The sequence below is a fragment of the Lysobacter ciconiae genome, from assembly GCF_015209725.1.
Taxonomy (GTDB): Bacteria; Pseudomonadota; Gammaproteobacteria; order Xanthomonadales; family Xanthomonadaceae; genus Novilysobacter; species Novilysobacter ciconiae.
In genome coordinates this window covers 2,360,230-2,384,865 of record NZ_CP063656.1, presented here as the reverse complement: position 1 = coordinate 2,384,865, position 24,636 = coordinate 2,360,230, and the positions used below count along the sequence as shown (strand labels likewise).

At 68.3% G+C, this 24,636-nt stretch carries 27 protein-coding genes; 17 read left to right on the top strand and 10 right to left on the bottom strand.

What is annotated here, in order from left to right:
* The first annotated feature begins 7 nt into the window (after positions 1 to 7).
* Entirely contained in the window at positions 8 to 526 is a 519-nt protein-coding gene (locus INQ41_RS10780; RefSeq protein WP_228076580.1) for a chemotaxis protein CheW, read from the top strand.
* Between the two features lie 32 nt (positions 527 to 558).
* On the opposite strand, the gene INQ41_RS10775 is transcribed toward INQ41_RS10780, so the two are convergent.
* Positions 559 to 1,338 (bottom strand): 16S rRNA (uracil(1498)-N(3))-methyltransferase, encoded by a 780-nt coding sequence (locus tag INQ41_RS10775; RefSeq protein WP_193984373.1) that lies wholly within the window; start codon positions 1,336 to 1,338, stop codon positions 559 to 561.
* Between the two features lie 100 nt (positions 1,339 to 1,438).
* Here INQ41_RS10775 and nudE point away from each other — a divergent pair, with 100 nt between their 5' ends.
* From nudE to INQ41_RS10695, 16 genes are all read left to right on the top strand, one after another.
* A complete protein-coding gene (gene nudE, locus INQ41_RS10770; RefSeq protein WP_193984371.1) occupies positions 1,439 to 1,987 on the top strand; it encodes an ADP compounds hydrolase NudE in 549 nt (182 codons plus the stop codon).
* 42 nt (positions 1,988 to 2,029) lie between these two features.
* Entirely contained in the window at positions 2,030 to 2,827 is a 798-nt protein-coding gene (gene cysQ, locus INQ41_RS10765) for a 3'(2'),5'-bisphosphate nucleotidase CysQ (RefSeq protein ID WP_193984369.1), read from the top strand.
* 121 nt (positions 2,828 to 2,948) lie between these two features.
* The gene (locus tag INQ41_RS10760; RefSeq protein WP_043957701.1) at positions 2,949 to 3,659 is read left to right on the top strand and encodes a response regulator transcription factor; all 711 of its coding nucleotides are present in this window, start codon (positions 2,949 to 2,951) and stop codon (positions 3,657 to 3,659) included.
* 16 nt (positions 3,660 to 3,675) lie between these two features.
* The gene (locus INQ41_RS10755) at positions 3,676 to 4,992 is read left to right on the top strand and encodes a sensor histidine kinase (protein ID WP_193984367.1); all 1,317 of its coding nucleotides are present in this window, start codon (positions 3,676 to 3,678) and stop codon (positions 4,990 to 4,992) included.
* Positions 4,993 to 5,079: 87 nt separating this feature from the next.
* On the top strand, positions 5,080 to 6,591 hold the full coding sequence (locus tag INQ41_RS10750; protein WP_228076579.1) for an efflux RND transporter periplasmic adaptor subunit: 1,512 nt from the start codon (positions 5,080 to 5,082) through the stop codon (positions 6,589 to 6,591).
* Positions 6,588 to 7,286, top strand: a complete 699-nt coding sequence (locus INQ41_RS10745) for an ABC transporter ATP-binding protein (protein WP_193984366.1) — start codon at positions 6,588 to 6,590, stop codon at positions 7,284 to 7,286. Before INQ41_RS10750 ends, INQ41_RS10745 begins: the two co-directional genes overlap by 4 nt.
* Positions 7,283 to 8,518 carry an ABC transporter permease gene (locus INQ41_RS10740; RefSeq protein ID WP_193984364.1) on the top strand — a complete coding sequence of 412 codons (1,236 nt, stop codon included), beginning with the start codon at positions 7,283 to 7,285 and terminating at the stop codon, positions 8,516 to 8,518. The genes INQ41_RS10745 and INQ41_RS10740 overlap by 4 nt, the downstream gene beginning before the upstream one ends.
* A gap of 48 nt (positions 8,519 to 8,566) precedes the next feature.
* A complete protein-coding gene (locus INQ41_RS10735) occupies positions 8,567 to 9,592 on the top strand; it encodes an isoaspartyl peptidase/L-asparaginase family protein (RefSeq protein WP_193984362.1) in 1,026 nt (341 codons plus the stop codon).
* A gap of 175 nt (positions 9,593 to 9,767) precedes the next feature.
* Positions 9,768 to 10,160, top strand: coding sequence for a diacylglycerol kinase (locus INQ41_RS10730; RefSeq protein WP_193984360.1), 393 nt, complete (start codon positions 9,768 to 9,770; stop codon positions 10,158 to 10,160).
* An 88-nt stretch (positions 10,161 to 10,248) separates the two neighbouring features.
* Entirely contained in the window at positions 10,249 to 10,974 is a 726-nt protein-coding gene (locus INQ41_RS10725) for a TerC family protein (RefSeq protein ID WP_193987344.1), read from the top strand.
* A 102-nt stretch (positions 10,975 to 11,076) separates the two neighbouring features.
* A complete protein-coding gene (locus INQ41_RS10720; protein ID WP_193984358.1) occupies positions 11,077 to 11,679 on the top strand; it encodes a LemA family protein in 603 nt (200 codons plus the stop codon).
* Positions 11,680 to 11,841: 162 nt separating this feature from the next.
* Complete coding sequence (locus tag INQ41_RS10715; protein ID WP_407074277.1) at positions 11,842 to 12,726, top strand: TPM domain-containing protein; 885 nt, start codon at positions 11,842 to 11,844, stop codon at positions 12,724 to 12,726.
* A 91-nt stretch (positions 12,727 to 12,817) separates the two neighbouring features.
* Positions 12,818 to 13,246, top strand: coding sequence for a TPM domain-containing protein (locus tag INQ41_RS10710; protein ID WP_343224924.1), 429 nt, complete (start codon positions 12,818 to 12,820; stop codon positions 13,244 to 13,246).
* Positions 13,247 to 13,310: 64 nt separating this feature from the next.
* Positions 13,311 to 14,180, top strand: a complete 870-nt coding sequence (gene lgt / locus INQ41_RS10705) for a prolipoprotein diacylglyceryl transferase (protein ID WP_193984352.1) — start codon at positions 13,311 to 13,313, stop codon at positions 14,178 to 14,180.
* A 1-nt stretch (position 14,181) separates the two neighbouring features.
* Complete coding sequence (locus INQ41_RS10700) at positions 14,182 to 14,976, top strand: thymidylate synthase (protein WP_193984350.1); 795 nt, start codon at positions 14,182 to 14,184, stop codon at positions 14,974 to 14,976.
* 8 nt (positions 14,977 to 14,984) lie between these two features.
* Complete coding sequence (locus tag INQ41_RS10695; protein WP_193987343.1) at positions 14,985 to 15,476, top strand: dihydrofolate reductase; 492 nt, start codon at positions 14,985 to 14,987, stop codon at positions 15,474 to 15,476.
* Between the two features lie 50 nt (positions 15,477 to 15,526).
* Here INQ41_RS10695 and INQ41_RS10690 read toward each other — a convergent pair whose 3' ends face one another.
* From INQ41_RS10690 to INQ41_RS10650, 9 genes are all read right to left on the bottom strand, one after another.
* Positions 15,527 to 16,408, bottom strand: coding sequence for a symmetrical bis(5'-nucleosyl)-tetraphosphatase (locus INQ41_RS10690; RefSeq protein ID WP_193984348.1), 882 nt, complete (start codon positions 16,406 to 16,408; stop codon positions 15,527 to 15,529).
* A 13-nt stretch (positions 16,409 to 16,421) separates the two neighbouring features.
* Entirely contained in the window at positions 16,422 to 16,805 is a 384-nt protein-coding gene (gene apaG, locus INQ41_RS10685) for a Co2+/Mg2+ efflux protein ApaG (RefSeq protein WP_193984347.1), read from the bottom strand.
* Between the two features lie 72 nt (positions 16,806 to 16,877).
* Positions 16,878 to 17,735 (bottom strand): 16S rRNA (adenine(1518)-N(6)/adenine(1519)-N(6))-dimethyltransferase RsmA, encoded by an 858-nt coding sequence (rsmA, locus tag INQ41_RS10680; RefSeq protein ID WP_193984345.1) that lies wholly within the window; start codon positions 17,733 to 17,735, stop codon positions 16,878 to 16,880.
* Positions 17,735 to 18,718 (bottom strand): 4-hydroxythreonine-4-phosphate dehydrogenase PdxA, encoded by a 984-nt coding sequence (gene pdxA / locus INQ41_RS10675; protein WP_193984343.1) that lies wholly within the window; start codon positions 18,716 to 18,718, stop codon positions 17,735 to 17,737. Before pdxA ends, rsmA begins: the two co-directional genes overlap by 1 nt.
* Positions 18,719 to 20,068, bottom strand: coding sequence for a peptidylprolyl isomerase (locus tag INQ41_RS10670; RefSeq protein WP_193984341.1), 1,350 nt, complete (start codon positions 20,066 to 20,068; stop codon positions 18,719 to 18,721). It abuts the gene before it with no gap.
* Positions 20,065 to 22,425, bottom strand: a complete 2,361-nt coding sequence (gene lptD, locus INQ41_RS10665; protein ID WP_343224923.1) for an LPS assembly protein LptD — start codon at positions 22,423 to 22,425, stop codon at positions 20,065 to 20,067. Before lptD ends, INQ41_RS10670 begins: the two co-directional genes overlap by 4 nt.
* A 109-nt stretch (positions 22,426 to 22,534) precedes the next feature.
* Positions 22,535 to 23,458 (bottom strand): histone deacetylase family protein, encoded by a 924-nt coding sequence (locus INQ41_RS10660; RefSeq protein ID WP_193987342.1) that lies wholly within the window; start codon positions 23,456 to 23,458, stop codon positions 22,535 to 22,537.
* 27 nt (positions 23,459 to 23,485) lie between these two features.
* Positions 23,486 to 24,040 carry a cob(I)yrinic acid a,c-diamide adenosyltransferase gene (locus INQ41_RS10655; RefSeq protein ID WP_193984330.1) on the bottom strand — a complete coding sequence of 185 codons (555 nt, stop codon included), beginning with the start codon at positions 24,038 to 24,040 and terminating at the stop codon, positions 23,486 to 23,488.
* 9 nt (positions 24,041 to 24,049) lie between these two features.
* Complete coding sequence (locus tag INQ41_RS10650; protein WP_193984328.1) at positions 24,050 to 24,625, bottom strand: DUF6580 family putative transport protein; 576 nt, start codon at positions 24,623 to 24,625, stop codon at positions 24,050 to 24,052.
* Positions 24,626 to 24,636 lie beyond the last annotated feature (11 nt).

Genomic DNA, 24,636 nt, shown 5'->3' with positions numbered 1-24,636 from the left:
AATGACAATGTCCAATGATCCAGTGATGCCGCTTGACCACGACACCGGCCCATCTGGCGATAGTGCCGAACGCGACATCCGCGGCGTGCTCATCCAGATTGCCGGCGCGCGCCTGCTGCTGCCCAACGCGACGGTGGCCGAGGTGATGTCGTTTGCGCCGCCCGAATCCGTTGTCGGTGCGCCGGCATGGCTGCTGGGCCGGACCCGCTGGCGCGGCTGGCAGGTCCCCTTGATCGGCTTCGCGCAACTGACCGGGCTGGCTGACGAGCAAGGCACGCTGAACAGCAAGGTGCTGGTGCTGAAGGCCCTGGGCGGCAACCCGAAGGCCCCGTATTTCGCCATCCTCAGCCAGGGGTTCCCCAGGCTGGTGACGGTGTCGCGTGCGACCTTGGAGACCAGCGGCGATCCAGCCGAGCTACCCCCGATGGTGCTTGCCGAGGTACGCCTGAACGAGGACGACGCGTACGTGCCCGACTTGGTCGCCGTCGAGACCCTCATTATCGAGACGCTGTCCGCGGCGGCTTGAGATCGGCGCCAGCGCGGCAGGCCAAGCGGCTCTCAGCGCAAGTCGCCAAAACCGGCTTGCAATGCCGCGATCGCCGCCAGCCCCGCGGTTTCCGTTCGCAGGATCCGTGGACCGAGGCGCAATCCGCGGAAACCGGCTGCGAGCAGTTGCACGCGATCGGCCGGTGACCAGCCACCCTCGGGGCCCACCGCCAGCACGACGCCGGCATTGCGCAAGCCAAGCGGCAACCCGTTGAGTGCCAGCCCGCCGTCGGGGTCCAGCAGCAATCGCAGCGGCGCATCGCCGGATGGGCGCGCGGAAAGGGCGTCCTCGGCGTCCGGACCGATGCCCGCCAGCACCTTGGCCAGCGGTTCCGGTGCGGCCACCCTTGGCACGCGTGCCCGCCCGCATTGACCGCACGCGGCCGCGACGACGGCTTGCCAGTGGCCGAGCCGCCGCGTCGCGCGCGCGTCATCAAGTTTGACCTCGCTGCGCTGCGAAACCAGCGGCCGCACTTCGGCGATTCCCAGCTCGGTCGCCTTCTGCAGGATCAGGTCCATCTTTTCGCCGCGGGCAATTCCCTGCAGCAGCACGATGCGCAACGGCGACTCGCTATCCACCGCAACCGGCGCCTCCAGGCGCACGCGCACCTCGCGCTTGCCGATGGTCGTCACGATGGACGGGTAGTCATTGCCGTCGCCATTGAACAGCACGCAGCGATCGCCGACCGCCAGACGCAACACGCGGCTCAGGTGGGTCGCCGGGCCCTCGGGTAACGGCAGCTCTTCGCCAGCCGCCAGCGGCGTGTCCACGTGCACCCGGGTCAGGCGCATCCGCTGGCCTCTGCTAGCATCATGGAATCGTGATCCAGACTCGTCATTTTCCCATTATCGCTGTTCCGCGCTGTCGCGCCCGCGCTCCGGGGCGTCACGGATGACGCGCAAGCTGCCGATCATCCACCGCATCGTCGAGACCGACGCGGCGCCCTACCGTGTGGAAGAGCTCGACCTGGAGTTCAGCAACGGCGAACGGCGCCGGTTCCAGCGCATGCACGGACGTGGCCACGGGGCGGTGATAGTGGTGCCGATGCTGGACGCGGACACCGTCCTGTTGGTGCGCGAATACGCTGCCGGCGTCCACCGCCACGAGCTGGGTTTGGTGAAAGGTCGCATCGATGCCGGGGAGAGTCCGGTGGAGGCGGGCGATCGCGAGTTGAAGGAGGAAGCCGGCTATGGCGCGCGCTCCCTGCTCAACCTGCGCGAACTGACCCTGGCACCGTCCTACATGAGCCATTCCGCCCATGTGATCCTGGCTCGCGACCTCTACGAGGAGCGCTTGCCGGGCGATGAGCCCGAGCCGCTGGAGGTCGTGCCGTGGCGCATGGATGCGCTGCATGAGCTGATCCTGCGCGAGGATTTCTCCGAGGGCAGGAGTCTGGCCGCCTTGTTCATCGTGCGTGAGTGGTTGCGCATCCATGGCTGAGCGGCGTGAGCAGGCAGCGCTGCGCCAAGCCGGAATGAGCGCATGATCGAGCCGGCACTGCGCGAGGGCGTGATCCGCGTTGCCCGTGCGGCCGCTGCGGAAATTCTGAAGGTCTACCGGGGTGAATTCGACGTCGACCACAAGGACGACCGCTCGCCCGTCACCGCCGCCGACCTCGCCGCCCATCGCTCCATCGCGGCGGGGCTGGCGAGTCTGACACCCGCCATTCCGCTGCTCTCGGAGGAATCCTCCAGCCACGACATCGCCGAGCGCCGCCGGTGGTCGCGCCTGTGGCTGGTCGATCCGCTGGATGGCACGCGCGAATTCATCAAGCGCAACGGCGAGTTCACCGTCAACATCGCGCTGATCGAAAGCGGGGTCGCCACCTGGGGCGTGATCCAGGCGCCGGCGACCGGCGTGGTGTGGCACGGCGGCGCCGGGTTGGGTGCTTTTCGCCGCGAGACTGAGGGCAGCGATCGTGCTGTGCAGGCGCGGGCCCCGGCCACGCCGCCCCTGCGGGTGGCCGCCAGCCGTTCCCATCGCGACCAGCGCAGCATCGATTTCATCGCCCGCATGGGTGACACGCAGCCGCTGGGCATGGGCTCGTCGCTGAAATTCTGCCTGCTCGCCGAGGGTGAGCTGGACGTCTATCCGCGCTTCGGGCCGACCAGCGAGTGGGACACTGCCGCCGGCCAGGCAATCCTGGAAGGTGCCGGCGGTGAGCTGTTCGATCCGCTGGGGCGTCCGTTCCGCTACAACCAACGCGCGAGCCTCCTCAATGGCGGCTTCGTCGCGCTGGGAGACCCCGCACTGCCCTGGCAGAAGTGGTGTGGCGGGTGAGCGCGCGTCGCTGACAAGATCCATTTCGCGACGGTTGGCCCGGCCTGCGTTGGCCCCGTCTTCACGCCGTGTAGACCCCTTTGGCGTCAGCCTTCACAAAACTGAAGCCTAGGGGACTTACATGCAGAACACGCAAGACGGCGGACTCGTCCTCATCATTGAAGACAACCGCAATATTTCCGAGATGGTCGGCGAATACCTCGAGAGCAAAGGCTTTGAGGTCGACTTTGCCGCCGACGGGCTGGACGGCTATCGGCTCGCCGCGGAGAACAGCTACGACGTGATCGTGCTCGACCTGATGCTGCCACGCCTGGACGGTCTGGAAGTGTGCAAGCGCCTGCGCGAGGAAGCGCGCAAGTCCACGCCGGTGCTGATGCTGACCTCGCGCGACACCTTGGACGAGAAGCTGACCGGTCTGTCGGCCGGCGCGGATGACTACCTGACCAAGCCGTTCGCCATCCAGGAGCTGGAGGCGCGCCTGCGTGCACTGATCCGGCGCGAGCGCCGCCAGGTGGGCGGGGAGGTGCTCAAGGTGGCCGATCTGGTGCTGGATCCGGCCAGCCTGCGCGTCACCCGTGGCGGCAGCGAGCTGCAGCTCTCGCCGATCGGCCTGCGCCTGCTGACGATCCTGATGCGCGAGTCGCCGCGGGTAGTCAGTCGCCAGGAAATCGAGCGCGAGATCTGGGGCAATGGCCTGCCCGACTCCGACACCCTGCGCAGCCACCTCTACAACCTGCGCAAGACGATCGACAAACCGTTCGACAAGCAACTGCTGCACACCGTGCAGTCGGCCGGCTATCGCGTGGCGGACATCTCGCAGCCGCAGGAATGACGTTGCGGTTGTGTCAATGACTCCCGGGCTGCCGCGGCGGATCAAGCTGGCGTTTTTGCTGCAGGCGGCGCTGGCGAGCATCGTCATCACCGGCGGCGTGCTGCTGACCGGCGTGATCGTGCGCGACAGCGTCATCCAGGAGCGGCTGGACGCCGAGGCGGCGACCTTCTGGGCCGGGCGCGCCAGCAATCCGGCCTACCCCCTGCCGCAGACGGCCACCCTGACCGGCTATCTGGCGCCCACGGGCGCCGGAGGGCGGGCGGTGCCGGACTACATGCGCGGGCTGCCGGCCGGACGCCATCGGATCTCCGCACCCACCGTGCCAGCCCCCGGCCGCGCAGCCCGGCAGCGCTTTAGCGATGAGGTCGTGCTGGTGGAGACCCGGGGACCGGACACGTTCTACCTGAGTTTCGAGTCCGGCCACATCGACCGCGCGATCGGCCTGACCGGGCTGGTCTCGTTGCTGTTGTCGTTGCTGGCGACCTACCTGGTCACCTGGCTGACCTATCGCACCTCCAAGCGGCTGGTCGCACCGGTCAGCTGGCTGGCGGGCGTGGTCTCGCGCTGGGACCCGCGCGAATCGGACGTGACCGCCATCAAGGCCGGCAGCCTGCCGGCCGAAGCCGGCGTGGAGGTCCAGCAACTGGCCGAGGCATTGGTCGGGCTGGCCGACCGCGTGGCCGCGTTTGTCCAGCGCGAGCGCGACTTCACGCGCGATGCCAGCCACGAGCTGCGCACCCCGCTGACGGTGATCCGGGTGGCGACCGACATGCTGCTCGCCGACCCCAACACCTTGCCGGCGACCAGTCGGGCGCTGGCGCGGGTGCAGCGCGCGGGTCGCGACATGGAGGCGGTCATTGACGCCTTCCTGATCCTGGCCCGCGAATCGGATGTGGGCCCGCAGGACCGCGAGTTCGACGTGGGTGAGGTGGTGCGCGAACAGGTGGAGCGGATGCAGCCGCTGCTGGCGGACAAGCCGGTCTCCATCGAGCTGCTCGACGAGGGCGCGCCCAGCGTGGTGGGTTCCCCGCACGTGCTGGCAGTGATGGTCGGCAACCTGCTCAGCAATGCGGCGCACTTCACCAACCTTGGCCGCATCCAGGTGCGCATGTCGGCGCAGGAAATCGTGGTGCGCGACAGCGGTATCGGCATGGATCCGGAAACCCTGGCCAAGGCCTTCATGCCTTTCTACCGCGCTGACATCGCCAGCGAAGACCGCAAGGGAATGGGCCTGGCGATCACCTACCGCCTGGGCGAACGGGTGGGTTGGCCGGTCAGCCTGCGCAGCCAGCCCGACAAGGGCACCACGGCGACGATCCGGCTGCTCCCCTGACGCCGCAGCCGCGGGCGTGGCCGGCACGTCAACCGACGGCCGCCTCGGGCGTTGACGGGTCCATTCCCTGGATTGACGGCGCCACCGATGACTGCAACGACCAGCAAGAGCACTGACTCCCGCCGAGCCCGGACGTGGCCACGGCGATTGTTGCTGGCCGGCGGATTGCTGGCCCTGGTGGTCGCCGGCGTCTACTTCTGGCAGCAGCGTGCTTCCGGCGACGGGGCAGGAGACTACCGCACCGCGACCGCCGAGCGCGGCGACGTGCGGGTGAGCATCTCCGCCACCGGGACGCTGGGCGCGATCTCCACGGTCGACGTGGGCAGCCAGATTTCCGGGCTGGTCACCGAGGTGCTTGCCGACTTCAATGACACGGTGAGCAAGGGGCAGGTGATCGCCCGGATCGATCCGAGCACCTTTGATGCGCAGATCGCGCAGGGCAATGCCGCCGTCCAGGCCGCGCAGGCCAGTCTGGCGACCGCCCGCGCCGCGGCTGCCAACGCCGAAGCCGATTTCCGCCGCAAGACCGAACTGGGCGAGCGCCAGCTGGTGGCGAGCAGTGACATCGACCTGGCGCGCACCGCGCGCGATCAGGCACGCGCGCAGGTGCAGTCGGCACAGGCGCAGATCACCCAGCACCGCGCATCCACCCGCACCTCGCAGCTCAACCTGGAACGCACCGAGATCCGTTCGCCGGTGGACGGCGTGGTCCTGACCCGCACCGTCGAGCCCGGGCAGACCGTGGCCGCCAGCCTGCAGGCGCCGGTGCTGTTCCAGATCGCCGAGGACCTGTCGAAGATGGAGATCGTGCTGGCCATCGACGAGGCCGACATCGGCCAGGTCAAGACCGGCCAGGGCGTGTCGTTCGGGGTGGACGCGTTTCCGGATCGCCAGTTCCGCGGCAGCGTGCAGCAGGTGCGCCTGTCGGCCACCAACACCAACAACGTGATCACCTACCCCGTGGTGGTCGCCGTCGACAACCCCGACCAGATACTGCTGCCCGGCATGACCGCCAACGCGGAGATCGAGGTGAGCCGGCGCGATGACGTGCTGCGGGTACCCAACGCGGCACTGCGTTACAAGCCCGCCGAGGGCGACGCGGCTGCGGCACCCACCGCCACGCGCGCCAGCCCGACCGAGGAACTGCCGCGGATAGCCGCCGCGCTGGAGCTGGACGCCCACCAGCAGGCGGCCTTCGATGAGGCGCTGGGCAGCATGCGCGAGCGCGCTGCCGCCCGCGCCACTGCCGCACCCTCGCGTCCACCCGCCGGCGGACCGCCGATGATGGGCGGCGGGCGCGGCCCAGCCAATGCCGGCGCCGGCAACAGCGGTGCGATGCGCCAGCGGATGCAGGAGCGCTTCACCCAGCAGTTCGCCGCCTTCCGCGAGACCCTCCCGAATGAGAAGAAGGCCCGCTGGGACGGCGAACTGGCCTCGCTGCTCGCCGCCCGTCGCGCCCCGCTGTACCTGCTCGTGGCTGGCACGCCGAAGCCGATCACCGTGCGCCTTGGCGTCAGCGATGGCAGCTGGACCGAGGTGGCGGGCGATATCGCCCAGGGCGACCAGGTGATCGTCGGCAGCGGGCGTCCGGCACGATGAGCACTGCCGTCGCGGTGATCCAGACCCGCGGCCTGGGCAAGGTCTACTCGCCGGGCACCGAAGCCGAGGTGGTCGCGCTGCGCGACGTCGACCTGCGGATCGAGCGCGGCGAATTCGTCGCCATCATGGGCCCGTCCGGCTCGGGCAAGTCGACGCTGATGAACCTGCTGGGCTGCCTCGACAGTCCGAGCACGGGCACCTACCACTGCGATGGCGTCGACATCGCCAGCCTGGACGCCGAAGAGCGCGCGCTGCTACGGCGCGACAAGATCGGATTCGTCTTCCAGGGCTTCAACCTGCTGCCGCGCATGAGCGCGCTGGAGAACGTGGCCATGCCGATGGGCTACGCCAACGTGCCGGCCGCCGAGCGCGCGCAACGTGCCCACGCGGCGCTGGCGGCGGTCGGGCTGGGCAGGCGCGAGCAGCACCGGCCCAGTGAGCTGTCCGGCGGCCAGCAGCAACGCGTGGCGATCGCCCGCGCCCTGATCAACCGGCCGCCGATCCTGCTGGCCGACGAGCCCACCGGCGCGCTGGACAGCAAGACCGGCGAGGAGATCCTCGCGCTGTTCAAGCAGCTTCGCGACGACGACCACACGGTGATCCTGATCACCCATGACCCGGAAGTGGCCGCGCACGCGGACCGCACCTTCGTCATGCACGACGGTGAGCTGCACGAGCAGGGAGCCCCGGCATGAATTTCACCGAGGTCCTGCGGACGGCCATCTTCGCCCTGCGCGGCAACTGGCTGCGCAGCGCCCTGACGTCGCTGGGGGTGATCATCGGCATCGCCGCAGTGATCGTGATGGTGTCGGTCGGCCAGGGCACCCAGGCGCAGATCGACAAGCTGGTGTCCGGGCTGGGGTCCAATCGTCTGGACATCAGCTCCAACTCGGGCCGTGGCGCTGGCGGCGTGCGCATGAGCGCCGGCAGCGCCTACACCCTCACCACCGCGGATGTGGACGCGATCCGCGAGGAGGTGCCGGAGGTCCAGTACGTCGCCGGCACGCTGCGCGGCAGCACCCAGGTCGTGTTTGCCGAGAACAACTGGGCCACCAGCTGGTATGGCGTGCAGCCGGACTATTTCGCGCTGGAGAGCTGGACAATGGCGCTGGGAGAGGAGTTTGACGCGCGCGAATATGGCGGCGGCAGCAAGCCGGTGATCCTGGGCGAGACCGTGCGTCGCTCCCTGTTCGGTGACGAGGACCCGGTCGGACAGAGCGTGCGCATCGGCCGGGTGCCCTTCACCGTGGTCGGCGTGCTGGCGTCCAAGGGGCAGGGCGGCTTCGGCCAGGACCAGGACGACGTGATGCTGGTGCCGTTGGAAACCGGTCGGCGGCGGTTGATGGGAGCGATGGGCCTGCCACCGGGCGCGGTGCAGCAGATCGCCGTCGGGGTCGCGCGCGCGGATGACCTGGCGTGGGCGCAGGAGCAGATCGAATCGCTGCTGCGCCAGCGACACAAGCTGCAGCCGGGCGCCGACGACGACTTCCGCGTGCGCAACATCGCCGAAATCGTCGAGGCGCGCAGCCAGACCACGCGCCTGATGTCGCTGCTGCTGGCGGCGGTGGCGACCATCTCGCTGATCGTCGGTGGCATCGGCATCATGAACATCATGCTGGTCTCGGTGACCGAGCGGATCCGCGAGATCGGCCTGCGCATGGCGGTGGGTGCCGGACCGTCGGACATCCGCTCCCAGTTCCTCGCCGAGGCGATGCTGATATCGCTGATCGGTGGCGCCGTGGGGATTGCGATCGGGATCGCCGGCGCGCTGCTGGTCGGCAAGTTCGGTGCCCTGCCGGTGGTGCTCAACGCGCAGGTGATCCTGCTCGCGGCCGGGTTCTCCATCGCGACCGGCCTGTTCTTCGGCTACTACCCGGCGCGCAAGGCCTCCCTGCTGGACCCGATCGAGGCGTTGCGCCAGCAGTAGCGCGACGGCTCGCGTTATCCTCATCGCTCTCTCAGCGGGGATCTCGCGATGCGCACCTGTCTTGTGTTGCCGGCTCTCGTTTTTGGCCTTGCCGCCCCGGCCACCGGAGCGCAGCAGGCGCCAAAGAGCCCCGGGCCGGCCATTCCACGCACCGCCCTGGTGATCCACGGCGGGGCGGGGTACGTGGCCCGTGACGCGCTGAGCGCCGAGGACGAGAAGGCGGCGCGCGCGGATCTGGACGCCGCCCTGGATGCGGGCAATGCGGTCCTCTCCAGCGGCGGTGCCGCACTGGACGCGGTGCAGGCGGCCGTGCACGTGCTGGAGGACTCGCCGCGGTTCAATGCCGGCAAGGGGGCGGTGTTCAATGCCGAAGGCGGACACGAACTGGACGCCTCGATCATGGAAGGCCACACCCGCCGCGCCGGAGCGGTGGCGGGAGTCACCACCGTGCGCAGCCCGATCGCGCTGGCCCGTGCGGTGATGGAGCATTCGCCGCACGTGATGCTCGCAGGCGCTGGCGCGGAGGCGTTCGCCGATACACGGCCCGAGATCGAGCGCGTTCCCAACCAGTGGTTCGACACCGACAAGCGACGGCGGCAGCTGGATGCGGCGCAGCGCAAGGCGCAGGCACGTACCGACGTCGGCGATGAGCCGGGCCGGTACTTCGGCACCGTCGGCGCCGTGGCGCTGGACCGGCACGGCCACATCGCCGCGGCGACCAGCACCGGCGGCATGACCAACAAGAAATGGGGCCGGGTCGGCGATGCGCCGATCATCGGCGCGGGCACTTGGGCCGATGACCGCTGTGGTGTGTCGGGCACCGGCTGGGGCGAGTTCTACATCCGCAACGCCGTCGCCCACGATATCTGCGCCCGCGTGGCCTACCGCGAGGATTCGCTGGCGGGTGCGGCGCAGGAGGTGGTCAACACGATTGTCCCCGCAGCCGGCGGCGACGGTGGCGCGATTGCCCTGGACCGGGACGGCAACATCGCCATGCCGTTCAACAGCGGGACGATGTTCCGCGCCTGGATCCGGCCCGACGGCAGCCGCGGCGTGGCGATTTTCGAGGACTGACGCCGTGTCGCCAGCGCAGAGACGCAGCCTTGCGACAGGCGCGGAATGGGGCGATGTGGCAGACTTCTGCGCTTGCTGCGGCACTGCCGCGCCCCTGTGCGGATGATGCGCTTGAGTTTGATGCCCTGGCCGTGCGTTTCCATTGGTCGCGTTGCACTCCACGTGGGGCGCTGAGGTGGCTGACGGCTACGGCCATGTGCCGCGCGGACCGCGCGGCGTGCTCAAGGCGGGCCAATGGTCGATCCAGGGGCTGAAGGCGGCCTGGCTGCACGAGTCCTCTTTCCGCCTCGAGGTATGCGCGTTCGTGCTGCTGGCACCGATCGCACTCTGGCTTGGAGCCACCGGGGTTGAGAGGGTCCTGCTGGTCGGTACGATGCTGCTGGTCCTGGCCGCCGAGTTGCTGAACTCCGCCATCGAGGCGGTGATCGAACGCTTCGGCAACCAGTACCACGAGTTGATCGGCCGGGCGAAGGACATGGGATCGGCGGCGGTGTTCGTGCTGATGATGAACGTGCTGATGACCTGGTCGCTGATCCTGGGGCCGCGGCTGCTGGCCGGGTTGTCCTGAGCCGGCGGGTTGATAGTGCGGCGCTCACCCTCAGTTATTACCCTTGCGCCACGTTTCCCGTCGAACCTAGGAAATCCCCGTGATTGAAATGCTGATGGATCCGGAAGTCTGGATCACCCTGATGACCCTGAGCGCGATCGAGATCGTGCTTGGCATCGACAACCTGGTGTTCATTTCGATCGCCGTGAGCCGCCTGCCGGTGCAGACCCGCGAGAAGGCGCGCAAGCTGGGAATCGCGGTCGCGTGTATCAGCCGCATCTTGCTTCTGCTCGCGTTGGCCTGGCTGGCGGGGCTGAAAACACCGTTGTTCGAGTTGTTCGGCGAAGGCATCTCGGTGCGCGACCTGGTCCTGATCGTGGGCGGCATCTTCCTGCTGGTGAAGGGCACCATGGAGATCCGCGACTCGATCCTGGGGGGCGAGGATTCCGATGGCCTGCCAGCCAAGCCGGTGGCGACCTTCGGCATGGTCCTGGCGCAGATCGCGGTGATCGATATCGTGTTTTCGCTGGACTCGGTGATCGCCGCCGTGGGCATGGCCAACCACACCTGGATCATGGTCTCCGCGATCCTGCTGGCCGTGGTGGTGATGCTGTTCGCGGCCACCCCGCTGGGCCGCTTCATTGATCGCAACCCGACGGTGAAGATGCTGGCGCTGGCGTTCATCGTCCTGATCGGTGCCTACCTGCTGCTGGACGGCCTCGGCATCCACATTCCCAAGGGCTACATCTACGGCTCGATGGGGTTCTCGGCGCTGGTGGAAGGGCTCAACCTGTGGGCCAAGCGGCGCGCCGTCCTGCGCGAGCTTGGCGAGTAGCGGTCAGCGTAATTGCAGGGCGCCGGTCGCTTCACACCGCGCCCATTGCCCCAACCGTGGCCCGGTGGTGGAATGAGCCATTGACCTGAACGGAGAACTTCCATGCGCATCGTGCTTCTGCTCGTGCTGGCGACCTTGCTCAGCGGTTGCGGTTACAACACCATCCAGCAGAAGGACGAGGCGGTGGATGCGGCCTGGTCGCAGGTCCTCAACGTCTACCAGCGCCGGGCCGACCTTGTGCCGAACCTGGTCGCGACGGTCAAGGGCTACGCGAGCCACGAGCAGCAGGTACTGACCCAGGTCACCGAGGCGCGCGCGCGGGTCGGCAGTATCAAGGTCGATGCGGAGGATCCGGCCTCGCTGGAGCAGTTCCAGCAGGCCCAGGGCCAGTTGCAAAGCGCGATCGGCCGGCTGCTGATGGTCAGCGAGAACTACCCGGACCTGAAGGCGGACCAGAGCTTCCTGCAGCTGCAGGCGCAGCTGGAGGGCACCGAGAACCGGATCACCGTCGAGCGCCAGCGCTACATCCAGACGGTGCAGGACTTCAACACCTATATCCGCCAGTTCCCGACCAACCTGACCGCCAAGGTGTTCGGCTACAAGCCCAAGCCCAATTTCACCGTCGACAACGTGCAGGAAATCCAGCGTCCGCCGGAGGTCGACTTCGGCCAGCCCGCGCCGGCGCCCGCGCCCGCCAATGGCTGATTCGGCCTGCATTGCGCACATCTCCCCTTCAGCGCTGTTGACATGAACCTGGGTGAGCCAGCGAATCGTCGTACCGACACTGGCATTGCGGATGCCGCGCAGTCGCAGGCGCCCGCCGGGCTGCGCCGGATCCGCGCGTCGGGGCAGCGGAAGTTCCGTTCGCTGGCATGCCGGGTCTGGTTGCTGGCGCTGTTCCTCGCGGCCGGCGTACTGCATGCACAGTCGCTGGCGCCGGTGCCGGTGCTGGACTCGCCCGTGGTCGACACCACCGGCACCATCGACGCGTCGACACGCCGGCAGCTCGAAGACCAGGCGGTCGCGCTGCGCGATCGCAAGGGCAGCCAGCTGCAGGTGCTGGTCGTGCCCACCACGTCGCCGGAAGACATTGCCCAGTACGCCACCCGCGTCTACGACGAATGGAAGCTGGGCCGCGGCAAGGTCGACGATGGCGTGCTGCTGATCGTGGCCAAGGCCGATCGGCGGGCGCGCATCGAGGTGGGCTACGGCCTGGAAGGTGCGATCCCGGACGCGACGGCCAGCCGGGTGATCCAGGAGTATCTGGTACCGCATTTTCGGCGCGACGACTATGCCGGCGGAATCGTCGAGGCGACCGCCGCGCTGACCCGCCTGATCGAGGGTGAACCGCTGCCGGCGCCGATGGCCGACAACCGCCCCGACGCGGGCGGCGGGAACTCGTTGTTTGCCCTGATGGCCGCCTTCATCGTTGCCCGCGTCGTGGCGGGCATGTTCGGCCGCACACCCAAGCCGATCCGCGGCATGGCCGGAGCGGCCGCGGCAGGCGGGGTTGCATGGCTGCTGTCCTCCTTGCTGGTAATCGGCGGCATCGGCGCCGTGATGGGACTGGTGCTCGCGCTCGCCGGTTCCGGCGGTGGCGGCTTCGCCCGACGCGGTGGCTTTGGTGGATTGGGCGGCGGCTGGGGTGGCGGTAGTGGTGGATGGGGCGGCGGCATGGGTGGCGGCGGAGGTGGTGGATGGAGCGGCGGCGGCGGCATGAGCGGAGGCGGCGGCGCCTCGGGCAGCTGGTGATGAACTCGATCCCAACCACAGGGGCGTGCTGATGCGCTGGTTCCGGCACCTCTTCCCACCTTCGAGCCGGCGCTGGTTTCCCGACCCCGTCATGGCGCGCATCGCCGCGGCAATCGCGGCTGGCGAGCAGCGGCATAGCGGCGAGCTGTGCTTTGCGGTGGAGCCGGCGCTGAAACTGCGGGCGGTACTGGCCGGCGTGAGTGCCCGCGACCGGGCGCGCGAGCTGTTCGGGCAGTTGGGCGTGTGGGACACAAGGGACAACAACGGCGTGCTCCTCTACCTGCTGCTGGCGGAGCACCGGATCGAAGTGGTCGCCGATCGCGGCTTTGACGGCCGGGTTGAACCGGCCCAGTGGCGCCAGGCCTGCGGCTTGATCGAGCAGCACCTGCAGGCCGGCGACGCGGAGGCCGCGATCCTCGGCGGCGTGGATGCGCTTTCGACCTTGATGGCGGGCGCCTTCCCGGCCATTCCGGGGCAAGCGGACGACAACCAGCTGTCCAATCAGCCCCATCGCCTGTAAATCGCGCCGTCAGCGGCGACAATAGACGGGCGACAGCCCACTTCCAGCGGATACCAGCGACTCAATGATCATCCTGCATCAAATCGACCCGATCGCCCTCAGCCTGGGCCCGCTGGACATCCACTGGTACGGCGTGATGTACCTGCTGGGTTTCGGCATCGCCTGGTGGCTGGGCGTGCGGCGGATCCGCGCCGGGCGGCTGCCTGGCGTCACCGAGCAGGCGTTCGGTGACCTGCTGTTCTACGGGATGCTGGGCGTCGTCCTCGGTGGCCGCATCGGCTACGTGCTGTTCTACGGGTTTGCCGACCTGGTGAAGGATCCGCTGATGCTGCTGCGGATATGGGAGGGTGGCATGAGTTTCCACGGTGGCCTGCTCGGCGTCGCCGCCGCCGGTCTGTGGTGGTCGCGCAAGCAGCACCAGCATTTCTTCGATGTGGCCGACTTTGTCGTGCCGCTGGTGCCGGCCGGCCTGGGTCTGGGCCGGCTGGGCAACTACATCGGTGGCGAGTTGTGGGGCAAACCCACCGGCGCCGACTGGGGCGTCGTGTTTCCGCGCGCGCCGGAATTCGCCGGCTGGAGCGCGGAGCAACTGCAGGCGCAGTTCGCCAGCGGGGCGCTGGACCGCTTCGCCCGGCATCCGTCCCAACTCTATCAGGCGTTCCTGGAGGGTCTGGTGACGTTTTGCGTGGTGTGGTGGTTCTCGCGCAAGCCGCGGCCGCGCTATGCGGTGTTGGGGCTGTTCCTGCTGCTGTACGGCAGCTTCCGCTTCCTGGTCGAGTTCGTGCGCGTGCCGGATGTGCAACTGGGCTACCTGGCGTTTGGCTGGCTGACGATGGGTCAGGTCCTCAGCCTGCCGCTGATCGTGCTGGGCCTGTTCGGCCTGTGGCTGTCGCGGCGTTCGCCCACGGTCCAGCCGGCCGCCTCGGGAGCCTGAGATGCGCCAGTACCTGGATCTGATGCGCCACGTGCTCGAGCACGGCGATGAAAAATCCGATCGCACGGGCACCGGCACCCGCAGCGTGTTCGGCTGGCAGATGCGCTTCGATCTCGCCGCGGGGTTTCCGCTGGTCACGACCAAGAAACTGCACCTGCGCTCGATCATCCATGAGCTTCTGTGGTTCCTGCAGGGCGATACCAATATCGGCTACCTGCGCGAGAACCGGGTGCGCATCTGGGACGAATGGGCCGATGAGGCTGGCGAGCTGGGCCCGGTGTACGGCAAGCAGTGGCGGCGCTGGGCGGGAGCGGAAGGGATCGAGGTCGACCAGATCCAATGGGTGGTCGATGAGATCCGGCGCAATCCGGACTCGCGGCGGCTGATCGTGTCGGCGTGGAATGTCGCCGAGCTGCCACAGATGGCGTTGATGCCGTGCCACACGCTGTTCCAGTTCTACGTGGTCAACGGCAGGCTCAGCTGCCAGCTCTACCAGCGCAGCGGCGACATCTTCCTGGGCGTGCCCTTCAACATCGCCAGCTACGCGCTGCTGACCCACATGGTGGCGCAGGTGTGCGGGCTGGAGGTCGGCGACTTCGTCTACACCCTGGGCGATGCGCACCTGTACTCGAACCACTTCGAGCAGGCGCGCGAACAGCTGTCGCGGGAGCCGCGCGCACTGCCGCGGCTGGGCCTCAACCCGAAGGTCACCGGCATATTCGACTTCAGCATCGATGACATCAGCATCGAGGACTACGATCCGCTGCCCGCCATCAAGGCGCCGGTGGCGGTGTGAGGCCGCCGGTGGTGCTGGTCGCTGCGCTGGATCGCAACGGCGCCATCGGGTGCGACAACGACCTGCCCTGGCGGCTGCCGGACGATCTGAAACGCTTCAAGGCGTTGACCCTGGGCAAGACCCTGCTGATGGGGCGCAAGACCGCCGAGTCGCTGGGCAGGGCGCTGCCCGGGCGACGCAACCTGGTGCTGACCCGCAGCGGTCGCGCCCCGTTTCCGGGCATGGAGGCCGTGGGCAGCGTGGAGGAGGCAATCACCGCCGCGCGAAGCGGGGGAACCGATGCGCTGTGCGTCATCGGCGGCGGTGAGATCTACGCGCTGTGCCTGCCGATCGCGACGCAGCTGCAGCTGACCCACGTCGACACGGCTGTGCAGGGTGCAGACACGTTCTTTCCGCCCTTCGACGCGAACAACTGGACCGTCATTTCACGAGAGCCACACCCGGCCGATGAACGTCACCGGTTCGCGTTCGAGTTCGTCGAGTACGCGCGCGCGCCCTGATCCGCTTGCTTCCGACTCGGCCGCGGCCGGGCGCAGCCACCAGCAGCCGCTCATGACGCCTGCGGCTGCCGCCGTTGCCGTGAGCGGTGACGGGGCCGCGGCGGCGGCGCGGGCTTGTCGCGCCCGGCCACCTGCACGACCCGCAACTCGTCGGTGTCCAGCTGCAGGGCGGTGAGTTTGCCGCCCCAGACCGCGCCCGTATCGATCGCGTGGACGCCGTGGCCGATGAAAAGGTCCAGCGCCGACCAGTGGCCGCAGACGATCTTCAGGTCGCGCTCCGCGCGGCCCGGAACCTCATACCACGGGTACAGGCCCGGCGGCTGGGTGCCGGGGACGCCCTTCTCCTCGTAGGCGATACGGCCCTTGGGGGAGCAGTAGCGCATGCGTGTGAGCAGGTTGATGATCGCGCGATGGCGGTCCATCCCGGTCAACCTGGGATTCCACGCCGGCCCGTCGCCGTACATGTGCCGGAGCAGCTGCCGGTACTGGTCGCCGCGCAGCGCCGCCTCGACCTCGCGGCCGTGCTTTTCCGCCAGTTGCGTGGTCCATTTGGGCGCGAGTCCGGCATGGATCATCATCCAGCCCAGCTCGCGGTCGACGTGCACCATCTCCTGCATCCGCAACCACGTCAGCAGCTCGTCGCGGTCGGGCGCGAACACCACCCTCTGCAGGTCGGCATTGACCTTGCGCTGGTCCTCTTCGCGGCGTTCGCCGATGGCCAGCAGTGACAGGTCGTGGTTGCCCAGCACGACGCTCGATTGCCCGCGCAGCGAATGCACCAGACGCAGCGTTTCCAGCGATTGCCCGCCGCGGTTGACCAGGTCGCCGCAGAACCACAGCCGATCACTGGCCGGGTCGAAGCGGATGCGCTCCAGAAGCCGCTGCAATTCGTCGTAACAACCCTGCAGATCCCCAATCGCCCAGACGCTCATGCCAGAGCCGCCATCAGTGCAGGGTTCGCGGGACGGTCAGGGTGAATGCGGGGATCGGCACTTCAAAACTGGTGCCGTCCCGCGTGGCCATGGTGTAGCTGCCTTCCATGGTGCCCAGGTCGGTGTCCAGCATTGCGCCGGAGGTGTATTCAAAGCCCTCGCCAGGGTGCAGCCAGGGCTGCTCGCCCACCACGCCGTCGCCCTGGACCCGCTCGACCTTGCCGTTGGCGTCGGTGATCACCCAGCGACGGGAGACCAGTTGCGCCGACTCGTCGCCGGCGTTGCCGATGCGGATCGTGTAGGCGAACAGGAAGTGGCCGTTCGCAGGCTCGGACTGGTCATCCAGGTAGCGCGTGATGACGTCAATGGTGAATGCGGGGCCGCGTCGGTGTTTCATGCAGGACAGTGTAGAGGGTGGCCGCGGCATAGGGGAGCGACGGCGACCGATTCACGCCGCCGCGCGGCCTGATCAGTTCACCAGGGAGTTGGCAAGGCGGACGAAATCGGCCACCGGGATCTGCTCTGCGCGAGCCTGCGGGGAGACGCCCGCTGCTTCCATCGCCGCCGGGTCGCAGATCCGCGAGAGGGCGTTGCGCAGGGTCTTGCGCCGTTGGCCGAAAGCATCGCGCACGACCTTGGCGAACACCGTCCGGTCACGCACGCCGATTCCGCTCGCCGGTCGCGGCACCAGGCGCACGACCGCGGAGTCGACCTTGGGCACCGGATGAAACGCACCCGGGGGGACGATAAACAGCGCGCTGACCGTGCAGTAGGCCTGCAGCATCACGCTCAGTCGTCCGTAGACCTTGCTGCCGGGCCCGGCCGCCATGCGGTCGACCACTTCCTTTTGCAGCATGAACACCATGTCGGTGATGGCAGCGGCGTGGTCGAGGGCGTGGAAGAGGATCGGCGAGGACAGGTTGTAGGGCAGGTTGCCGACCAGCCGGATGCGTCCGCTGCGGTCGTCGGCCGGCTCGTCGCCGGACGGTCCGGCCTCGGCAGCCAGCGCGGTGAAGTCGACCTGCAGCACGTCGCGATGGATGACCTCCAGATGGCCGTGCTGTTCGGCCATCTCCGTCAGTGGCCCGACCAGGTCGCGATCGAACTCGATCACGGTCAAGCGGCCGTGGCGGTCCAGCAGCGGGAAGGTCAACGCACCCTGGCCCGGACCGATCTCGACCAGCCGGTCGCCGGGCTGGGGATTCACCGCCTGCACGATCTTGTCGATGACCGAGCGGTCGTGGAGGAAGTTCTGGCCCAGGTGCTTCTTGGCCGGACTGGAGAAGGCCGAGCCGAACGGGCGGGCCGGGCTTTTGGGTGAACTCATCAGGGCATTATGGCGGTGCGGGCGCGCGCCATGCGAGCGCAGGTGGCGGCGGCGGCGATCAGGCTGGACGGATCGGCGGTGCCTTTCCCCGCCAGATCGAGCGCGGTGCCGTGGTCGACGGCGACGCGCGGGTAGGGCAGTCCCAGGGTGATGTTCACCGCGTGCTCGAAACCGCTGAACTTCAGCACCGGCAAACCCTGGTCGTGATACATCGCCAGCACGGCGTCATAGCGCTTAAGACGGCCAGGCAGGAAGGCGGTGTCGGCCGGCAGCGGCCCTTCCAGGGACATGCCCTCGCCGCGCAGGACCGCCAGCACCGGCTCGATGACGGCGATCTCCTCGTGGCCCAGATGTCCGGCCTCCCCGGCGTGGGGATTCAGGCCGAGCACGGCGATGCGTGGCTGGTCGATGCCGAAGTCGGTGCGCAGCGCGGCATGGACGGTGCGCAGGGTGGCGCTCAAGGACGCAGGCGTGATCGCGTCGGCGACCTCGCGCAGGGGCAGATGGGTGGTGGCCAGCGCCACGCGCATCGTCGGGTTGGCCAGCATCATCACCACGCCGCATCGGGCCTGCTCGGCCAGCAGCTCGGTGGTGCCGGTGTAGGGAATCCCGCCGTCGTTGATCACCGCCTTGTGCACCGGGCCAGTTACCAGACCGTGGCAATCGCCCCGCAGGCAGTGGGCTGCAGCGGTATGCAGGGCATCGATGACCGCGTGCGCATTGGCCGGCGCTGGCTGGCCGAATGCCACGTCGACCGCATTGGGAATGGGATGCAGGGCGAGCTCGCCGGCGCGGCCCTGATCATCCTCGGGCGCGACCAGGTGCAGCGGGAGCTTGAGGGCGTCGGCGGCGGCCCGCAGGGTCTGCGGATCGCCAAAAGCCGTCATCCCATAGGAGCGTGCGGTCTGCACCAGCCGCACGCAGAGCTCCGGCCCGACGCCGGCCGGTTCTCCCGGGACCAGCGCGAGCCGCAGCGGAGTCAATCAGTTGCCGCTGGTATCGCGGGTGCCGTCAGCACCCTCGCCGGCGTCGCTGTCTCCGGCACCGGCGACGGTACGGAAGTCGACAAAGGCCTCGCCGCGCATCTCGCGCAGGAACCGGTTCCATTCGTCTTCCAGCTTGCGCCGACCGATCGTCTCGCGGACCTGATCGCGCTGGGACGTGTCGCCGACATCGCTCTGGCGCGTACCGACGCGCTTGACGATGTGCCAGCCGGCCTGGGTGCGGAAGGGTGCCGAGATTGCGCCGTCATCGAGCTTGGCCACTTCGGCGCCGAAATCGGGACCGAACTGGTCACGGGCGAACCAGCCCAGATCGCCGCCGCGGGCCTGGGAGCTCGGATCCTGCGACTCCTCGCGGGCGAGCGCGGCGAAATCCGCGCCACCGACGAGGCGGGCATGCAGGGTGTCGGCCTTGGCTTTCGCCTCCGCCGCGCCCGCGTTTTCGCCAACGCGGATCAGGATGTGGCTGGCGTGGTACTGGGTGACCATGCTTGGCGCGGCCTGCGACGCATCGCGGCTCTCCACCACCTGCAGCATCTGGAAGCCGCTGGGACCACGGATCGGCTCGGTGACCTGGCCCGGGCTCATGTTGCGCACCATCTCGGCGAACGCCGAGGGGATCTCGTCGCTGCTGCGCCAGCCCAGGTCACCGCCCTCAAGGGCGTTGGGGCTGTCGGAGTAGCGCACCGCGGCGGCCGCGAAATCCATCTCGCCGCGCTTGATCAGCGCCTGCACGCCCTCGATCTTGGATTGGGCCGTGGCGATCTGCTCGGGAGTGGCGCCTTCGGGCACCGCCACCAGGATGTGGGCCAGGTGGTACTGCATCCCCGAACCCTGCTGGGCGGCGAGCGCGGCATCGACCTCGGCGTCGCTCACGGAAATCTGCGACTGCGCCAGGCGCTGGCGCAAGCGCTGCACCAGCAGTTCGTCGCGGATGGACTCGCGGAACTGGGGCAGCGAGGTGCCATCGCGAGCCAGCTGGGCGGCGAGCTGGTCGACGCTGACCTGGTTCTGCGCGGCGATGGCATTGATGGTCTGCTCGACCTCCTGGCTGCTGACCTTGACCCCGGTGCTGTTGGCACGGGCGATCTGCAGCTTGAGCAGCACCAGCCGCTCGGCCACCTGGCGCTCGAGCACCTCCGGTGGTGGCAACTGCTCGGTGCGGCCGGCGTACTGGGCGCGGATGTTCGCCACCGCCCGGTCCAGCTCGCTTTGCAGGATGACGTCCTCGTCAACCACCACCGCGATGCCGTCAATAGGCGCAGGCTGCTGCGCAAACGCAGGCGCAAGCAGCAGCGCGCCGGCCAGGAGAGACGCGAATAGTTTCTTCATGGGATTTGATCGAGGGAGTTGTCGAAATCGTCGTCTTCCACGGAGGAAGGCGGCACAAGATAGAGATCATCACGATCGTAGCCGAGGATAGCACGGCTCAAAATCGTCTCGGTTTTCTGGCCCGCCGAGCCCAGGCCCTTGAGTTCGAACTCCACCCGCAGCGAATCATCCAGGTCGCCATTGCGCTCGCGCACGTAGCGGCGGGCGATCAGGCGCACGGCTATGCAGCAGCTTTCCCACTGCACGCCGGCAATGGATTCCAGCAGTTTGCGGTCGTCGATGGCGTAATAATAGCGGCCGACCACGCTCCAGGTCTGGTTGATCGGGTACAGGAACGAGAAGTCCGCCTGCTCGGTCAGATCGCGGCGGTAGCGGTAGCCCAGGTTGACCACGCCCTTGTCGCCGATCAGGTAGCGCGTGCGGATGCTGGCGAGGTCCTGGCGACGGTACTTGGGGTCCCACTGGTAGGCCATGTTGATGCTCCAGCGCTTGGTGGGCGAGATGCCCACGTCGGCCACCCACGCCGACTTGCCCTGCTCCACGGCGGTCTCGCCGGGCACGACCACGCGGCTGTCGTCGAAGTACTGGATCTGGCCGAGGCTGGCGGACAGGCGCTCGCGCCCGTTGGCGTCGTTGATGAAACGCGTGGTCAGCGCGGTGGTCAGCTGGTTGGCGTCGATCTGCCGGTCCGGCCCGGTGTAGCGGTTGTCGCGGAACAGCTGGCCCCAGCTGAAGGTCATCGGGTTGGTGTCGAAGCGCGGCAGCCCGTTCTGGTCGCGGTATGGCACGTTCAGGTAGTAGAGCCGCGGCTCCAGTGTCTGCGTGTAGGTGTCTTTGCCGAAACTGACCTTGCGGTCGAAGAACATGCCGGCATCGAGCGAGGCGATCGGCAGGCTGCGGCTCGGGGTGGCGTCGCCGTCATTGGCTGCCGCCAGGGTGTCGTCGAGATCGTAGGCGGTGTAACGCCACGCCAGCTTGGGCGTCACGTACCAGCTGGAGCCCTCGAGCGGCATGCTGACATAGGGCTTCAGATCGATCCGGCTGCCCTCGTTCTGCACCTTGTGGCGGAAGCGGACGGCCTCGGCGTTGATCCCCGCCTCGAACCACGTTCCGATGGGTTGGGACCAGTTGAGGAACGCACGCGGCAGACGGTCATACGTCAGGTTGGCCTCACTCAAGGTGTAGTCGGCCAGCTGCGCGTGGTCGGCCATCAGGCCGGCGTCCCAGCGCTGGCCGATCCCGTAGATCCCGGCGGTGCTCACGATCTGCCAGGTGGACAGGCCGTACAGCGTGTTGCTGAAATCTTCCAGGTAGTGGGTGTCACTGACCCAGCCCAGATTGGCCTGGGCACGCCAACCGCCGCCGAGGCTGTGCTGGCCGTGAAACTGGAACTGGCCGCGATTGTCCACCGGCAGGGTGGCGCCAGGGATCGGATTTCCGAACGGATCCTCCAGGTAACGGTAGGGCTCGTTCTCCGCCAGTCGGTCCTTGGGCATCCAGTCACCCGACAGTTCGCCGCTGCCGCCGGCGTACAGCCAGCGGAATTCACCGCCCAGTTGCACGCCACGCTTGCTCATCCAGCGCGGGGTCAGGGTCGCATCGTAGTTCGGGGCCAGGTTCAGGTAGATCGGCTGGCGCCAGTCGAAGCCGTTGCGCCCGGACAGCTTCACCGCCGGGTACAGCAGCCCGGTGCGGCGCTGGTCGTCGATCGGGAACATCAGCCACGGAACGTAGAGGATCGGCACGCGGCCGACCCGGACCACGGCGTTGCGTGCAACCCCCGTTCCTTTCTCAGTGTCGAAGTCGATCCGCTTGGCCTGCAGCTCCCAACTGCGCTGCGATGGCGGACAGGTGGAGTAGGTGGAACCGACCAATGAGCCGCTGTCACCCTGGATATCGATGCGTTCCGCGCCGCCATTGCCGCGCTGCTCGATCAACTGGTAGCGCAGGTCTTCGATCGTGTGCGTGTCCGCGTCCTGGTCGCCGTGGGCTCGTTCGGCGACGATCCGCATGCCCGAGTCCTGGTAGCGCACGCTGCCATCGGCGACGTAGGTGCCGTCATCACTGCGGTAGCTCAGCCGGTCGGTGCCGAGGAACTGGTCGCCGCGACGCAGGGCGACGTTGCCCTGGAAGACGGTGTTGTCGGTCTCGCTCGCATTGAGCGCATCACCGGAGATGTCGGTGGGCTGGTCGATGCGGGCGCCATCCAGTCCGCCCGGCGCGGGCGCGTCGTCGAACGCGGGTACCGCGTCCTCCAGCGGACACAGGCTCCAGTCCTCCGACGCCCGGGCGGAGAAGGCCGGCAGTGCCAGGGCGATGCACATCGATAACGGAAGCAGGTGGAGGCGGTTGCGCACGCGGCGATCCGGTAGGCATGGAGCGGCCGCTAGCTTGCCGCATCGCCCGGAGCGCGGCAACGCCGCGTTGCGATCCGGCGCAGGCGCGCCGTTCATGTTGCCGCTGTCCTCAAGCGTGCAGCAGCACGTCGACGTGGACCAGGACGCACTCGCGCAGCGCCTGCAGGTCGTAGCCACCTTCCAGCATCGAGACGAGGCGTCCCTCGGCATGCCGGTCCGCGACTGCGGCCAGTTCCCGGGTCAGCCAGGCGAAGTCGTCGGCATCCAGTTGCAGGTCGGCCAGCGGGTCGCGGCGGTGCCCATCGAAACCGGCCGAGACCAGCACGAGCTGGGGCCTGAAGGCATTCAGCGCGGGCAGCAGGTCGCCGGACCACATCCCACGGAACGCGCCGCTTCCGGTCTGCGGGGCCAGTGGCCGGTTGAGCACGTTGCCGATGCCGACGTCGCCGGCCGCGCCGGTGCCGGGGAACAACGGCGACTGGTGGGTCGAGAGGTAGAGCACGCGCGCGTCGGAGGCGAAGATCGCCTCGCTGCCGTTGCCGTGATGCACATCGAAGTCGACGATGGCCACCCGCGCCAGGCCGTGGACCTCAATCGCGTGCTCCGCGGCAACGGCGATGTTGTTGAACAGGCAGAAACCCATCGCCTGCGCCGCCGTTGCGTGGTGGCCCGGCGGGCGAACGGCGCAGAACGCACGTCGCGCCGGCCCGGCCATGACCGCGTCCACGGCTTCGATGCCGGCGCCGGCCGCGTGCAGGGCCGCGTCCGCGGAGCCCGGGCTGAGCACCGTCTCCGCATCGATGTGCAGGGTGTCGTGGGCATCCTGGAAACGGCTGTCGAGCACGAGGGCCACCAGGTCGGCGCGATGCACGCGCATGACCTCGGCGCGCGTCGCGGCACGCGGATGGTTCCAGCGCTCCTCCGGCCACTGCGTGGAGATCGCGTCCACCACCGCCTGCAGGCGGGCAGGGGCTTCGGGGTTGCCAGGCCCGGGTCGATGGTCCAGGCAGGCCGGGTGGGTGTACAGGCGCAGGCGTGGTGCGCGGGCGCTCACTGCCGATCAGCCCTTGCGGCGTTCGTGGTTCCAGACCACTTCGCCGTGACCGCTGCCGCGGGCAAGCACCCGCGCCAGGACGAACAGCAGATCCGACAGCCGGTTCAGGTAGCGGATCGCCTCGGGACGGACCGGCTCCTCGCGCGCGAGGGTGACCGTCTCGCGCTCGGCGCGGCGGACCACCGTGCGCGCGATATGGCAACGCGCCCCGGCCTCTCCGCCGCCGGGCAGGATGAACTCCTTGAGCGGCGGCAGGTCCTCGTTGAACGCGTCCAGATGCTGTTCCAGGCGGTCCACGTCCGCGGCGGTGATCGCCGCATGGCCGGGGATGCAGAGTTCCCCGCCCAGGTCGAACAGTTGATGCTGGATCGAGACCAGCAGGTCGCGTATCGCATCCGGCACTTCCACCGCGAGCAACAGGCCGATGGTGGAATTGGCCTCGTCGATCGTGCCGTACGCGTTGACCCTCGCCGAATCCTTGCCGGTCCGGCTGCCATCGCCCAGCCCGGTGCTGCCATCGTCACCGGTGCGGGTGTAGATCCGGGAAAGCCGGTTGCCCATGGCGCCGGCTCAGACCGTTTGCGGGCGCAGCGAAGGCACGCGCGAGCGCAGCAGTTCGAAGCCGCCAAACAGGACCGCAGAGTAGAACAGCGTTCCCAACACGCTCCACTTGAAGAACGGAATACCGGCGACGTAGGCGGCGGTCAGCCCGCCGACCGTCTTGGGGTACATCGCATCGAAGGCGAACACGCTGAAATTGGTGACCAGGAAGAACAGGATCGACCCGGCCAGCGAGTAGCCCAGTACCGAAGCGCCACTGACCTTGCCGCGCATGCCGAAGCCCATCACGGTGGTCAGCACGATGCAGCCGTAGACCACCCAGATGCCGGCGCCGCTGAACCAGCTGGCATACAGGCCGCCGTTGACGCCTGCCAGGACCAGGTCGGACACGAACAGGCCGATCAGGGGCACCAGCATTGCCCAGCTGCGGTTGGCGAAATACGCGCCGCCGAACAGGGCGATCGCGGTGATCGGCGAGAAATTGGGCGGGTGGGGCAGGACCCGGGTCAGCGCGGCAAGCACGATCAGTGCGACGAGCACGAGCGGGCCGGCGGTCAGCAGGGAGCGGGAGGCGGAATTTTTCATCGTGGCTGGGT

What these genes read in the sequence shown, in the direction of transcription:
- INQ41_RS10780 (WP_228076580.1), top strand. Translation starts at nt 8, where the DNA reads ATGTCCAATGATCCAGTGATGCCGCTTGACCACGACACCGGCCCATCT.
- INQ41_RS10775 (WP_193984373.1), bottom strand. Translation starts at nt 1,338, where the DNA reads ATGCGCCTGACCCGGGTGCACGTGGACACGCCGCTGGCGGCTGGCGAA.
- nudE (WP_193984371.1), top strand. Translation starts at nt 1,439, where the DNA reads ATGACGCGCAAGCTGCCGATCATCCACCGCATCGTCGAGACCGACGCG.
- cysQ (WP_193984369.1), top strand. Translation starts at nt 2,030, where the DNA reads ATGATCGAGCCGGCACTGCGCGAGGGCGTGATCCGCGTTGCCCGTGCG.
- INQ41_RS10760 (WP_043957701.1), top strand. Translation starts at nt 2,949, where the DNA reads ATGCAGAACACGCAAGACGGCGGACTCGTCCTCATCATTGAAGACAAC.
- INQ41_RS10755 (WP_193984367.1), top strand. Translation starts at nt 3,676, where the DNA reads ATGACTCCCGGGCTGCCGCGGCGGATCAAGCTGGCGTTTTTGCTGCAG.
- INQ41_RS10750 (WP_228076579.1), top strand. Translation starts at nt 5,080, where the DNA reads ATGACTGCAACGACCAGCAAGAGCACTGACTCCCGCCGAGCCCGGACG.
- INQ41_RS10745 (WP_193984366.1), top strand. Translation starts at nt 6,588, where the DNA reads ATGAGCACTGCCGTCGCGGTGATCCAGACCCGCGGCCTGGGCAAGGTC.
- INQ41_RS10740 (WP_193984364.1), top strand. Translation starts at nt 7,283, where the DNA reads ATGAATTTCACCGAGGTCCTGCGGACGGCCATCTTCGCCCTGCGCGGC.
- INQ41_RS10735 (WP_193984362.1), top strand. Translation starts at nt 8,567, where the DNA reads ATGCGCACCTGTCTTGTGTTGCCGGCTCTCGTTTTTGGCCTTGCCGCC.
- INQ41_RS10725 (WP_193987344.1), top strand. Translation starts at nt 10,249, where the DNA reads ATGCTGATGGATCCGGAAGTCTGGATCACCCTGATGACCCTGAGCGCG.
- INQ41_RS10720 (WP_193984358.1), top strand. Translation starts at nt 11,077, where the DNA reads ATGCGCATCGTGCTTCTGCTCGTGCTGGCGACCTTGCTCAGCGGTTGC.
- INQ41_RS10710 (WP_343224924.1), top strand. Translation starts at nt 12,818, where the DNA reads ATGGCGCGCATCGCCGCGGCAATCGCGGCTGGCGAGCAGCGGCATAGC.
- lgt (WP_193984352.1), top strand. Translation starts at nt 13,311, where the DNA reads ATGATCATCCTGCATCAAATCGACCCGATCGCCCTCAGCCTGGGCCCG.
- INQ41_RS10700 (WP_193984350.1), top strand. Translation starts at nt 14,182, where the DNA reads ATGCGCCAGTACCTGGATCTGATGCGCCACGTGCTCGAGCACGGCGAT.
- INQ41_RS10690 (WP_193984348.1), bottom strand. Translation starts at nt 16,408, where the DNA reads ATGAGCGTCTGGGCGATTGGGGATCTGCAGGGTTGTTACGACGAATTG.
- apaG (WP_193984347.1), bottom strand. Translation starts at nt 16,805, where the DNA reads ATGAAACACCGACGCGGCCCCGCATTCACCATTGACGTCATCACGCGC.
- rsmA (WP_193984345.1), bottom strand. Translation starts at nt 17,735, where the DNA reads ATGAGTTCACCCAAAAGCCCGGCCCGCCCGTTCGGCTCGGCCTTCTCC.
- INQ41_RS10670 (WP_193984341.1), bottom strand. Translation starts at nt 20,068, where the DNA reads ATGAAGAAACTATTCGCGTCTCTCCTGGCCGGCGCGCTGCTGCTTGCG.
- INQ41_RS10655 (WP_193984330.1), bottom strand. Translation starts at nt 24,040, where the DNA reads ATGGGCAACCGGCTTTCCCGGATCTACACCCGCACCGGTGACGATGGC.
- INQ41_RS10650 (WP_193984328.1), bottom strand. Translation starts at nt 24,625, where the DNA reads ATGAAAAATTCCGCCTCCCGCTCCCTGCTGACCGCCGGCCCGCTCGTG.